At 69.5% G+C, this 12,156-nt stretch carries 11 protein-coding genes; 8 read left to right on the top strand and 3 right to left on the bottom strand.

The window, feature by feature from the left end; translation table 11 throughout:
* The coding region (locus tag VIR15_RS02095; RefSeq protein WP_331925814.1) for an AMP-binding protein at positions 1-624 on the bottom strand (624 nt) is incomplete at its 3' end.
* A complete protein-coding gene (locus tag VIR15_RS02100; protein WP_331925815.1) occupies positions 617-1,375 on the bottom strand; it encodes an IclR family transcriptional regulator in 759 nt (252 codons plus the stop codon). The genes VIR15_RS02100 and VIR15_RS02095, both read right to left, overlap by 8 nt.
* A gap of 168 nt (positions 1,376-1,543) precedes the next feature.
* Here VIR15_RS02100 and VIR15_RS02105 point away from each other — a divergent pair, with 168 nt between their 5' ends.
* The 7 genes from VIR15_RS02105 to VIR15_RS02135 all read left to right on the top strand — a co-directional run bounded on the left by VIR15_RS02105 (position 1,544) and on the right by VIR15_RS02135 (position 9,854).
* Complete coding sequence (locus VIR15_RS02105) at positions 1,544-2,404, top strand: ABC transporter ATP-binding protein (RefSeq protein WP_331925816.1); 861 nt, start codon at positions 1,544-1,546, stop codon at positions 2,402-2,404.
* On the top strand, positions 2,404-4,458 hold the full coding sequence (locus VIR15_RS02110; protein WP_331925817.1) for an AMP-binding protein: 2,055 nt from the start codon (positions 2,404-2,406) through the stop codon (positions 4,456-4,458). The genes VIR15_RS02105 and VIR15_RS02110 overlap by 1 nt, the downstream gene beginning before the upstream one ends.
* A complete protein-coding gene (locus VIR15_RS02115) occupies positions 4,455-5,327 on the top strand; it encodes a branched-chain amino acid ABC transporter permease (RefSeq protein WP_331925818.1) in 873 nt (290 codons plus the stop codon). The genes VIR15_RS02110 and VIR15_RS02115 overlap by 4 nt, the downstream gene beginning before the upstream one ends.
* 3 nt (positions 5,328-5,330) lie before the next feature.
* Positions 5,331-6,395: a branched-chain amino acid ABC transporter permease gene (locus tag VIR15_RS02120; protein WP_331925819.1), complete on the top strand. Its 1,065-nt coding sequence runs from the start codon at positions 5,331-5,333 to the stop codon at positions 6,393-6,395.
* Between the two features lie 138 nt (positions 6,396-6,533).
* Positions 6,534-7,757: an ABC transporter substrate-binding protein gene (locus VIR15_RS02125; protein WP_331925820.1), complete on the top strand. Its 1,224-nt coding sequence runs from the start codon at positions 6,534-6,536 to the stop codon at positions 7,755-7,757.
* Positions 7,754-8,608, top strand: a complete 855-nt coding sequence (locus tag VIR15_RS02130) for an ABC transporter ATP-binding protein (RefSeq protein ID WP_331925821.1) — start codon at positions 7,754-7,756, stop codon at positions 8,606-8,608. Before VIR15_RS02125 ends, VIR15_RS02130 begins: the two co-directional genes overlap by 4 nt.
* A 13-nt stretch (positions 8,609-8,621) precedes the next feature.
* Positions 8,622-9,854 (top strand): phenylacetate--CoA ligase family protein, encoded by a 1,233-nt coding sequence (locus tag VIR15_RS02135; RefSeq protein ID WP_331925822.1) that lies wholly within the window; start codon positions 8,622-8,624, stop codon positions 9,852-9,854.
* Between the two features lie 75 nt (positions 9,855-9,929).
* Here the strand turns inward: VIR15_RS02135 and VIR15_RS21195 are convergent, their stop codons facing one another.
* Positions 9,930-11,222, bottom strand: a complete 1,293-nt coding sequence (locus VIR15_RS21195) for a sunset domain-containing protein (protein WP_524538087.1) — start codon at positions 11,220-11,222, stop codon at positions 9,930-9,932.
* On the opposite strand from VIR15_RS21195, the gene VIR15_RS21205 reads away from it, so the two are divergent.
* Positions 11,221-11,772: a pentapeptide repeat-containing protein gene (locus VIR15_RS21205; RefSeq protein WP_414654898.1), complete on the top strand. Its 552-nt coding sequence runs from the start codon at positions 11,221-11,223 to the stop codon at positions 11,770-11,772. The two genes, VIR15_RS21195 and VIR15_RS21205, sit on opposite strands and share 2 nt — an antisense overlap.
* Positions 11,773-12,156: the final 384 nt, after the last annotated feature.

Raw genomic sequence — 12,156 nt, forward strand, 5'->3', positions numbered from 1 at the left:
CGCGACGAGGTCGTGGTACCACCGGTCGCCCTCGTACCACGCGACGTCCATGCCGGTGCGCCGCACGACGATGGTGTGCTCGATGCCCGCGACGGCCGTGAGGGCCTCGTCGGCGCGGACCTTGAGCGGCAGGATCGTCCCGTGGCGCCAGGCACCGTCCTGGGTGAAGAGCACCTTCGCGCGGAGGCTCTCCAGCCGGTCCGCGAGCGCCTCCGCTGGCAGCGGCGTCGGGAGGACGGCGTGGACCGCGCCGACGCGGGCACAGGCGAGCATGGCCACGGCAGCTTCGGGGACGAGCCCGAGGTGGAGCGCGACGACGTCGCCGGGCCGGACGCCGATCGACCGGAGACCGCGCGCCAGCGTCGAGACCTCGGCGAGGAGCTCTCGATAGGTGATGGCACGCCGATCGCCGGGCTCACCCTCCCAGCTGATGGCGACCCGGTCCGGGTGGGCCGCGGCGTGCCGGTCCACACATGTGACGGACGCATTGAGGCGGCCGCCCGGGAACCAGTGCGCCCGGCCGTCCTGCGGCTCCCACACGGCATCGAACGGCTCCGCCCACTCGACGAGCTCGGCTGCCCGTCGCCACGCGTCCTCGTCGGGCGCCAGGATCGGCTCAGGCATGGCCCACGGTCCTCACGGCAGCCGCGCCGGCCCGGATCAGATGGCCCGCCACCGCCTCGATCTCCTCCGGAGACGTCCCCGGTGGCACGGTGGCGACGAGGGCACCGAGGATGCCACCTTGGCCGTCGACGAGTGGCACCGCCACATGACTGGGTGGTCCGAACGTCTGACCCTCGACCACGAGCCAGGGCGCCGCCGCCCACTCGTTCCTCGAGGCCTCCGCAACGGCCCGCTGCTCCGCCGAGCACGACTCGAGGATCGCCTTCCACTCGTCGTCACTGGCGCGGGCCCCCAGCAGCCGGCCGGTCGCCGTCGTCAGTGCGTCCGGGACGGCGTGGGCCTCACGGTAGAGGCCCGCATCCGGGCCGTCGACCCGGTCGATCGTGACGACGGCGGAGCGCACCAGGGTCTGCACGACGATGGTCGACCGCACAAGGTCGCGCAGCTGGGAGAGGAAGGGGGCGAGTGCCCCGAGGATCGGCAACCGCGCGAGGTAGCGCTGCGAGAGCCGGACGAGCTCGGGCCCGAGGCTGTAGCGCGACGAGCGTGGGTCCTGCTCAACGAGGTCGGCGAGCACGAGCGAACGCAGCAGCCGGTGGACCGTGGGCACCGACATGCCCGAGCGCTCCGCCAGATCCGTCAGGTGCTGGTAGGCCGGGCCCTCGCCGAGCAGCTCGAGCAGGGTGACGGCGTTGCGGACCGTGCCGAGGCTGCCCCTCGAATCCCGCTCCCCGAGCTCCGTCGACGGCAACGCGTCTCCTCTGTCCCTGTCATGCCCTGTCCATCCCATGATCGCACTCCGATCCGGAAACCGACTGTAACCGCGTGAATAACGATTTCACAAGGAGGTCTTGCGTTTCCAGATAGTGGAAACGTATTGTCCGACCTGTCCAGCCGCCAACGAAGGAGGGGACCCAGCGTGACCACCGGTCTCACCAGGGCGTACCAGCACTCGCTGAACTCCTCGACCGTCCCACCCGGCCAGCCCGTGCTCGAGGTCAAGGACATCGGCCTCCGGTTCGGCGGGGTCCACGCCCTCCAGGAGGTCGGGTTCACCGTCACGCAGGGCCACATCCACGCCGTCATCGGGCCCAACGGCGCCGGAAAGTCGAGCCTGCTCAACTGCGTCAGCGGGCTCTACCACCCACAGCAGGGCAGCATCGTGCTGCACACGGGCGGTGCAACCGGCTCAGCCGGCACCACCCACGAGCTGACGAAGCTGGCGCCGCACCGGATCGCGCGGCTCGGCGTCGCCCGGTCGTTCCAGAACATCGAGCTCTTCTCGCACCTCACCGTGCTCGAGAACCTCATGCTCGGTCGGCACATCCACATGAGCAAGAGCGTCGCCGCGGCGCTGCTCTGGTTCGGGCCGGCCCGCCGCCAGGAGATCGAGCACCGCGCCCTCGTCGAGGAGGTCATCGACCTGCTCTCCCTCCAGGCGCACCGCCACAAGCCGGTCGGCTCCCTCGCCTACGGCATCCAGAAGCGGGTCGAGCTCGGTCGCGCCCTGTGCCTCCAGCCGTCCCTTCTCCTCCTCGACGAGCCGATGGCCGGCATGAACTCCGAGGAGAAGGAGGACATGGCGCGCTACATCCTCGACGTCCACGAGCTCGCCGGCGTGACGGTCGTGCTCATCGAGCACGACATGGCCGTCGTCATGGACATCTCCAACCGCGTCAGCGTCCTCGACTTCGGTCGCCTCATCGCCGACGGGACCCCGGACGAGGTCAAGGGCGATCCCCGGGTCGTCGAGGCCTACCTCGGAGCCGAGGAGCACTGATGACAAGCGACAAGACCATGCCGTATGCCGCTGAGCCGGCTACCAGCGAAGCGCGCGCTACGCGCGTGGCGAGCTCAGCGGCATACGGCCAGGGTTCTGGTGAAACGTTCCCGCGGCTGCTCGCCCGCCTCGCCACCGAACGGGCCGACGCGACCGCCCTCCAGGAGAAGCGCTACGGGATCTGGCAGCCACTGACGTGGGCCCAGTACTGGTCGCGGGTGCGCGACTTCGCCCACGGGCTGGGGAGCCTCGGCGTGGAGCGTGGCGAGATCGTGGCCGTGATCGGCGACAACCGGCCCGAGTGGCTCATCGCCGAGCTCGCCGCGCAGAGCATCGGCGCGGCCGTCGTCGGTATCTACCCGACGAGCATCGGCGAGGAGCTGCACCACATCCTCTCGCTCGCGAACGTCAAGGTGGTCGTCGCCGAGGACCAGGAGCAGGTGGACAAGCTGATCCGGCTGCGCGCGGAGGCGGCCGCGGGTGAGCTCGGCCCGCTGCGCATCGAGACCGTCGTCTACTACGACCCGCACGGCCTCGAGCAGTACACCGAGCCCTGGCTGCGCGACTTCACCGAGGTCGAGGCCGCCGGGCGGGAGTGGGCGGAGAGCCATGCGGGCTGGCTCGACGAGCATGTGGCCGCGGGCCAGGCAGCCGACGTCGCCGTCATCTGCACGACCTCGGGCACGACGAGCAAGCCGAAGCTCGCCGAGCTCTCCCACGCCAACCTGCTCGCCATGGCCGAGCACCTGACCTCGATCGACCCCATCGGGCCGAAGGACCGCTACGTCTCCTTCCTGCCCTTCGCGTGGATCGGCGAGCAGATGCTCGCCATCGCCTGCGGGCTCTCGAAGGGCCTGACCCTCTCCTTCCCGGAGGACTCCTCGACGCAGAAGAGCGACCTGCGCGAGATCGGCCCGAACGTCATGTTCTCGCCGCCGCGCATCTGGGAGTCGATGCTGTCGGAGGTCCAGGTGCGCATCGACGAAGCCGGTCGCCTCAAGCGCGCCGTCTTCGGCTGGGGCTACGCCGTCGGCGACCGGGTTGCCGAGCGACGGATCCGCGGCAGGGCCGGGCGCTTCAACCCCGTCGCGTGGCTCGCCGACCAGCTCGCCCTGCGGCCGGTGCGCGACCAGCTCGGGCTCGCCCGGATCGACCACGCGTACACCGGCGGCGCGCCGCTCGGCCCGGACGTCTTCCGCTTCTTCCACGCGATCGGCGTCAACCTCAAGCAGATCTACGGCCAGACGGAGATCTGCGGCATCGCGGTCGTCCACCGCGATGACGACATCGCCTTCGCCACCGTCGGCACGCCGATCCCCGGCACCGAGATCCGGATCAGCGACGCCGGTGAGATCCAGCTGCGCTCTGCATCGGTCTTCCGTGGCTACCACCGCAACCCCGAGGCGACCGCCGAGGCGGTCGACGCGGAGGGCTGGCTGCACACCGGTGACGCGGGGTACCTCGACGACGCCGGCCATCTCGTCGTCATCGACCGGGCCAAGGACGTCGTCACGACGAAGGACGGCACCCGCTTCTCGAGCGCCTTCATCGAGAACAAGCTGAAGTTCTCCCCGTACGTCGAGGAGGCCGTCGTCTTCCCCACCGACAGCGGCATGACGGCGATGATCACCATCGACCCGCAGACCACCGGGGCCTGGGCCGAGCACGAGCGCCTCAGCTACACGACGTACACCGACCTCGCCGGCAAGCAGGAGGTCCGCGACCTCGTGGCCGAGGAGATCGTCCGGTCCAACGAGGACCTCCCGGAGAGCATCCGGGTCCAGCGCTTCGTCCTGCTGCACAAGCAGTTCGACCCCGATGACGACGAGATCACCCGCACCCGCAAGGTCCGGCGCAACGTCATCTCCGAGCGCTATGCCGACATCATCGCCGCGCTCGACGAGGGCCTCGACGACCTCACGATCCGCAGCCTCATCACCTACCAGGACGGCAGCCGGGTCGAGCGCCAGATCGTCCTGCGCATCGTCGACCTGACCACCTTCCGGGTTCCCGAGGGCCGGGGCCGCCGACCCGTCTGGAGCGGACGCGCATGAACACCTTCATCTCCCTGACCGTCTACGGCCTGTCGGACGGCGCCCTCCTGGCGCTCGCGGCACTTGGTTTCGTCCTCATCTACAAGGCCACCCGCGTCATCAACTTCGCGCAGGGCGAGTTCCTGCTCGTCGGCGCCTACATGTTCTACACGGCGTTCGTCATCCTGCGCCTGCCGCTCGTGGCGGCCGCCCTCTTCGGCGTCATCGTCGCGATCATCCTCGGTGTCGTCGTCGAGCGGTTCATCCTGCGACCGCTCATCGGCGAGTCCGCCATCAGCGTCATCATGGTGACGATCGGGCTCTCCTCCGTCCTCAAGGCGGTCATCCAGATCTTCTTCGGCACGGCGCCCCGCGACGCGCCGAAGATCCTGCCGACGGGCAACATCGAGCTGCTCGGCGCCACCGTGCCGATCAACCGGCTCATCGTCATCGGCATCGCGGCCATCGTCCTCGTCGCCTTCGCCGCGTTCTTCCAGCGCAGCCGTCACGGCGTCGCCATGCGGGCCGTCGCGGACGACCAGCAGGCCGCGCTGACCATGGGCATCTCGGTGAGGAGGGTGTTCTCCCTCGCGTGGGTGCTCGCTGCCCTGAGCGCGCTCATCGCCGGTGTGCTCCTCGCCGACCTGTCCGCGGTCAGCCAGAACATCGCGGCGTTCGGCCTCATGGTCTTCCCCGTCGTCATCCTCGGCGGTCTGGACTCGATCCCGGGCACCATCGTCGGCGGCCTGACCATCGGCCTGCTCAAGCAGTACGTCTCCGGCTACGCCGACCCCGGCCTGGCGGAGGTCGTCCCCTACCTCGTGCTCGTCGCGATCCTCATCGTGCGGCCATACGGGATCTTCGGCGAGACACGGATCGAGAGGGTCTGACGCATGTCCACTGCCACCGCAACCGGCATCCACCACCGGTCCTATGCCGCGGAGCTGCGCCTGCGCCACACCAAGGCGGAGTACTTCCGGCTCGCCCTCATGGTCGCGCTCCTGCTCCTCGCCCCGTCGATCCTCGACAACTACTGGCTCTCCATCGCCAACACGATCCTCATCGCGGTCATCGGCGCCGTCGGCCTCAACATCCTCGTCGGCTTCACCGGGCAGATCTCGCTCGGCCAGGGCGGCTTCCTCGCGGTCGGGGCCTACACCTCGGCCATCCTGTCCGAGCGTTCGGGGCTGCCCGCCCCGCTCAGCATCGCCGTCGCCGTCATCCTCACGGCGGCCGTGGGCGCCTTCTTCGGGCTGCCGGCCCTGCGGCTCAAGGGTCTCTACCTGGCGATCGCCACGCTGGCGTCGCAGGAGATCATCATGTTCGTCGTCCGGCGGTGGGACTTCCTCACGGAGGGCAAGGGCTTCATCGAGGTCTCGCGTCTCAGCGTTCTCGGCTTCGAGATCGAGCGGCGCACCTTCGAGCAGCAGTGGTACTGGCTCCTGCTCGCGATCACCATCGCGGTCGTCTTCATCGCCCGCAACCTCTTCCGGACGACGGTCGGCCGCAGCTTCATGGCGGTCCGCGACCAGGACATTGCTGCCGAGGCCATCGGCGTCAACATCACGCGAGCGAAGGTCACCGCCTTCGCCCTGTCGAGCGGCTTCGTCGGCCTCGCCGGCGCCCTCACCGCTCACTACACCGAGACCGTGACGTGGGAGCGCTTCACCCTCGACGTGTCCATCCTCTACCTGGCGATGATCATCGTCGGTGGCCTCGGCAGCATCGCCGGAGCCGTCTACGGTGCGATCTTCATGGGGCTGCTCCCACCCCTGCTGACCGAGCTTGTCGACCTGCTCTCGGGCAGCCTGCCCGCGCTCGCCGACCAGCTCCCGGCCATCCGCAACGCCTTCTTCGGCCTCGCGATCATCATCTTCCTGCTCTTCGAGCCACGCGGGCTCGACCGCATCTGGAGCCGCTTGAAGGACTACATCCGCTTCTGGCCCTTCCGCTACTAGCTGTGCCGACCAGGCACCCCACCACACACCCGACCAGGCACCCGGCCAGCCCACCCCGCAGACCGAGCCCAGCGGCATACGACCCAAGAAAACGACAGCAGCACCGCGCCATCTCGGCGATCGATGAATGGAGAAACCATGAAGTTGCGCACCCGACTCGCGACGGTCATCCCGTCAACCGTCGCGATCATCGCCCTCGCAGCGTGCGGCGGCGGTGGGGACGACGGTGACACCGGCGCCGCCAACGGCGGCGACAAGACGCCGATCAAGATCGGGATCATCGCCGACCTCACCGGCGCCACCGGCGACGTCGGCACCCCGTACAACAAGGGGATGATGGGCTACATCGACGACGTCAACGCCAAGGGCGGGATCTCCGGGCACAAGATCGAGGCCATGTCCAACGACTACGCCTACAAGGTCCCGGCGGCCGAGGAGCTCTACAAGAAGTACGTCAACGACGGCGCGGTCGCGATCCAGGGCTGGGGCACGGGTGACACCGAGGCCATGCGCAGCAAGATCTCCGCGGACAAGCTGCCCTTCATGTCGGCCTCCTACGCCGAGCCGCTGACCGACCCGAAGGAGTCGCCGTACAACTTCGTCGCCGCGCCGACGTACTCCGACCAGATGCGTGTCGCGCTCAACTGGATCGCCGAGGACGCGGGCGGCCACGCCGAGGTCGCGGTCTTCCACCACGACAGCCCCTTCGGGACAGCACCGGTCGCCGACGGCCAGGCCTGGGTCTCCGAGAAGGGCCTCGACATCGGTTACAAGTCCTACCCGATGCCGGCGACGCCGAACCAGGTCGGCCTCCTCACGCAGGCCAAGGCGCAGGGCGCGAAGTACATCGTCATCCAGAACGTCTCGTCGCCCGCGGCCCAGGTGGCCAAGGACATCAAGGGCCAGGGTCTCGACATGAAGATCGTCTGCCTCAACTGGTGTGCTGACGAGCTGTTCATCACCACCGCCGGAGCCGACAACGCCGAGGGCCACGTCCTCGTCTCCCCAATCGCACCTGCGACGGCGACGAAGCCCGGCCACGAGGCGATCGAGACCTACCTCAAGTCGAAGGGCAGCTCGCTCGAGAAGGAGACGCTGCACTACGCGCAGGGCTGGTACACCATGCACGTCATGGCCAAGGGCATCGAGAAGGCCATCGCGGACGCCGGCGAGGAGCTCACGGGCGAGGCCATCAAGGCCGCCCTCGAGACCATGCCCGCCGTCGACACCGGCGGCGTCATGGGCTCGGGTGAGGTCAAGTTCACGGCCGACTCGCACCGGGGCAACACCGGCACCGGCATCTACGAGGTCAAGGCCGGCCAGATGGTCGAGCTGGCGGCCAACCAGACGCCGGAGTCATGACGTCGATCGACGTGAGCGGAGCGGTGGCCGGCGCGGGCGCGCCCGGGCCGGCCACCACCGACCTGCTCACGATCAACAACGTCGAGGTCATCTACGACGACGTCATCCTCGTGCTCCGCGGACTCTCGCTGGCGGTGCCCGAGGGCAAGATCGTGGCACTGCTGGGCTCGAACGGCGCCGGCAAGTCGACGACTCTGAAGGCCGTCTCGGGGCTGCTGCCGACCGAGCACGGCGAGGTCACCGACGGGTCGATCCTGTTCAACGGCAAGAACATCACGCAGCTCGACGCCGCCGAGCGCGTCAAGCTGGGGCTGTCGCTCTGCATGGAGGGCCGCCACGTCTTCGAGCACCTCACCGTCGAGGAGAACCTCATCTCCGGCGCCTACTTCCGCGGGCGCATCGACACCAAGGGCGACCTCGCCGACGTCTACGGCCTGTTGCCCAAGCTCGGCGACATGCGGGCGCGGGTGGCCGGCTACCTCTCGGGCGGTGAACAGCAGATGCTCGCCATCGGGCGGGCTCTGATGGCCAAGCCCAAGCTGCTCATGCTCGACGAGCCGTCTCTCGGGTTGGCGCCGCTGCTCGTGAAGGAGATCTTCGCATTCATCAAGCGGGTCAACGAGGAGATGGGCCTCACCGTCCTCGTCATCGAGCAGAACGCCCGGCGCGCACTCGAGGTCGCCGACCACGGCTACATCATGGAGCAGGGCCGGATCGTCCTCGAGGGCAGCGCCCAGGATCTGCAGGACAACCCGGACGTCAAGGAGTTCTACCTCGGCCTCGGCGAGTCCGGCGGACGCAAGAGCTTCCGCGACGTCAAGCACTACAAGCGCCGCAAGCGCTGGCTCTGAGAGGAGCGACCCCGTGTCGGTCGATCGTTCACGCACCCTCACCGCGACAGTCGAGGCGTATGCCGCTGAGCTCGCCCCCGCTGTCGGCGACGTCGTGCGCCGGGCTGCGTCAGCAGTGCCCGCCTTCGCCGAGCGGATGCAGGAGGCGGGGCTGTCGGTCGACCAGCTGGCTGCCGGGGACCTCGCCGGGTTGCCGGTCCTGACGAAGGACGAGGTCCTCGCGCGCCAGCAGGCGCAGCCGCCCTTCGGCGGGATGCTCGCCGAGGGCGCGGTGGTGCGGCGCGTCTTCCAGTCGCCCGGGCCGATCTACGAGCCGGAGCTCGACATCCCGGATCCATGGCGGTGGGCGCCTGGCCTGACCGCCGCGGGGATCGGCGCGGGTGACGTGGTGCTCAACTGCTTCGGCTACCACCTGTCTCCCGCGGGGGCGATGTTCGAGGAGGGCTGCCGGGCCGTCGGGGCTACCGTCGTGCCGGGCGGGATCGGCAACCAGGACCTGCAGGCCCGGGCCATCGCGGACCTCGGGGTGACCGCCTACGTCGGCCTGCCGAGCTACCTCAAGGCGCTCGTCGACCGGTTCGACGAGCTCGGGCTCGACGCGGGGCGATGGCAGCTGGACAAGGCGCTGGTCACCGCCGAGCCGCTGCCCGACTCGCTCCGATCGCTGCTCCAGGAGCGGGTGCCGACCGTGCTCATGGCCTATGGCACCGCCGAGGTCGGACTCATCGGCTATGAGACCTGTCCCGGGAGCGGGCTGGTGCCGGCACCGGGGGTGCTGGTCGAGGTGTGCGATCTCGACTCGGGCGCACCGGTGGCGGAGGGCGAGGGCCAGGTCGTCGTCACCCTCATCCGTCCCGAGTATCCGCTCATCCGGTTTGGCACCGGCGACCTGTCGGCGTGGATTGCCGGAGCGGACGGCTCCGCGCGGCTCGCGGGGGTGCTCGGCCGGGTTGGTGAGGCGGTCAAGGTCAAGGGCATGTTCCTCCACCCGCGCCAGGCGGCGGCCGTCATGAACGGGCTTGGTGGCGTCTCCGCGTGGCGCTTCGTCATCGATCGGGTGGACCACAAGGACGAGCTGGCCTGCGAGGTCGTCCTCGGAGAGCCCGGCACCGCGCGCGACGACGTCGTCGAACACGTGCGCTCCGCCGTGCGGTCGGGGCTGCGTTTCGCTGCGGAGGTCCGCACCGTCGAGTCCCTCCCGGACGGCCAGGCCGGAGGCATCGTCGACGCCCGCACCTGGGACTGACATCGAAAGAGCAGCTTGTCCCCCTTCCGCCGACCTGGTGTTGCCGTGGAGGGAGACAAACTGCTCTGTTGACTGCTACTCGCCGGCGCGGTTGAAGCCGGCGCGCCGCGCGGCCTCCTCGTTGAAGAACCACACGTCGGGCTCCGCCTCGTCATAGCGCGGGTCGCCCGGAGCGACGAACGTGTTCGATTCCCGGTACCCCATGACCGCGTGGCCGAGCGGCTGCGCGCCGTCGCCAAGTGGTGCCGCCGATCCCACGCCGTAACCGCCGTCGCGCACTTCGTCGTACTCCGAGATCCGGCGCTCTCGCGTGGGCCCCTGGTCGGTTGCCGTGTGCTCCTCGGCTGCCTCAGGCGCCTCCGCTGCCTCTGGCTCATCGAGCGGCGGCGCCTCGGATCCCGACGGCTCGGGAACGGGCTCCACGTCGAGAGGTTCGTCGCGCCCGAAGGGCTGTTGCGACCGCGCCGCCACGGGTTCGCTCCCATGGGCCACCCCCGCGGACGACCCCTCGTCCCTCTCATCGGTCCCCGCGGCGTCATCGAGGAGAGGCGCTGCGTCCGAATGCTCGACCGGACCCGGGTTCTCGACGACGTGGGACGCTTCGCCGGGTTCTTCGCCGAGCCCCGCTGGCACAGCTGGCTCCTGGGCTGCGCCGGTGCCCGACGCCGTGCGAGTCCCCGCGTCGGCCGCCAGATCTGTGGACCATGGCTGCCCTCGATGATCACCGGGGTCGTCGTCTGGGGTGCCGCCACCGACGAGCACGTCGTCGGTTTCCTCGAGCGCGGGGACCGAGACCTGCTCAGGGGTCGTCGCGTCGGCCGGGGCAACGTGCGAGCGCGCACCGGCTTGGATCACGGACGGCTCGTCGTCCGGCGGGCCGTTGATCCAGTCGGCCGCCTCGGCCTCTTCGGCCGCCGAGGCATCGATCTCGTCCTGGTCCACCTCCTCGACAGGACCGTTCACCCAGTCGGCGTCGTCGCTGGCCATTTCTTCGTCCTCTCGCGGGTCACTTGTGCTCGCTGCACCGGTACCCGCTGCGGCGACGTCTGCAACAGCGGCCTCAGCCTCGGTCGGGCCGTTGATCCAGTCCTCGGCGGCGGTCTCCTCTGCGGCTGACGCCCTGAGCTCCTCGTCATCGACGTCCTCGACCGGCCCGTTGACCCAGTCGGCATCCTCTGCTGAGCCAGTCTCCATCGCCGGGTTCTCCGGCTCACCCTCGACGGACATCGCGTGCGCACTCATTACCGGCACCGTATCCGGCTCTTCCTGTCCCGCAAAGGGATTCTCGGCGTCAGCCAGGTCCGGCTCATCGTCCTCATCGGTGAAGGGCTGCGGCCCGCCTGCTCGACCAGCCGCTGCGGCCGCCATGGCTGAGCCGGCCAACGATACGCCCGCGGCGACCGACCCGGGCGCACCGCCCGGCCGTCCGAAGGCACCCCGCTCCTCAGGCTCCCTCTCCTCTGGCGCCGGCCTCTCGCGCTCCCCCTTCTGGGGCTCCGTCCCCTCCGCCTGCGTGTTCTCGGGCTGCGTGTTGCCGAACTGCGTGTTGTCGGGCTGCGTGTTGTCGGGCTGCGTGTTCTCGGGCTCGTTGCTCTCTGCCTGCGACTCCTGGGGCTGGTCGAGCCGTCGCCCCGACCGGTCGACGCGATGGCCCTCCTCGTCGGTACGCACGTCTGGATCCAGCCGATCCGCTTCGCGCTCCATGGACTCACGTTCCCGAACGGCCTCTTCGGCCTCGGTCCGGTGCTTCTCGGCATGGCGCTCCAGTCGTGCTGCCTCGGCGGCTTTCTCGTCCGCCTCTGCGCGTGCGTCCTGGGCGATCTCTGTGGTCACGGACGCTCGGTCCTCGGCGTTCTGGATCTCGGGCAGTCGCTCCTCGACGCGGGACCGGAGCGCTGCGGCTTCGGCCCGCTGCTGATCCTCGACTCTCCGGCGTCGCGACGCCGAGACGAAGAACCAGGCGATAAGTGCGACAAGGACCAACCCGAGGACGATCAAGAGGACCAACTGCGTGGTGTCCGACATGCCAATCCCTCCAAGGTGTGAGGTACGGGATCCTCCAGCTCGAACCTACTGGGCACGGGCCCACTTCAGGGTGGGACGACACCGTGGCTCCGCCATCGCCCGCCCCGCGATCGCCACTTCGACAGGCGCGGGCCACCACACGGGGCCGATCATGGGTGCCGATCATGGGTGCCGACCATGGGCCCAGGTCAGCCGGTCTGCTGCAGGGGCGGGCCACCCGGCGGGTCGCCCGGGGGGTGGCCGGGCGGGTGGCCGAGTGGCTGCGCCGGCCGGTCCG

Origin of the sequence: Intrasporangium sp. (assembly GCF_036566125.1) — a bacterium.
In the GTDB taxonomy this organism is placed as follows: Bacteria; Actinomycetota; Actinomycetes; order Actinomycetales; family Dermatophilaceae; genus Intrasporangium.

Coding starts and splice junctions, on each gene's coding strand:
- VIR15_RS02110 (WP_331925817.1), top strand. CDS start 2,404: ATGACAAGCGACAAGACCATGCCGTATGCCGCTGAGCCGGCTACCAGC.
- VIR15_RS02115 (WP_331925818.1), top strand. CDS start 4,455: ATGAACACCTTCATCTCCCTGACCGTCTACGGCCTGTCGGACGGCGCC.
- VIR15_RS02120 (WP_331925819.1), top strand. CDS start 5,331: ATGTCCACTGCCACCGCAACCGGCATCCACCACCGGTCCTATGCCGCG.
- VIR15_RS02125 (WP_331925820.1), top strand. CDS start 6,534: ATGAAGTTGCGCACCCGACTCGCGACGGTCATCCCGTCAACCGTCGCG.
- VIR15_RS02130 (WP_331925821.1), top strand. CDS start 7,754: ATGACGTCGATCGACGTGAGCGGAGCGGTGGCCGGCGCGGGCGCGCCC.
- VIR15_RS21205 (WP_414654898.1), top strand. CDS start 11,221: ATGGCTGAGCCGGCCAACGATACGCCCGCGGCGACCGACCCGGGCGCA.
- VIR15_RS21195 (WP_524538087.1), bottom strand. CDS start 11,222: ATGGCGGCCGCAGCGGCTGGTCGAGCAGGCGGGCCGCAGCCCTTCACC.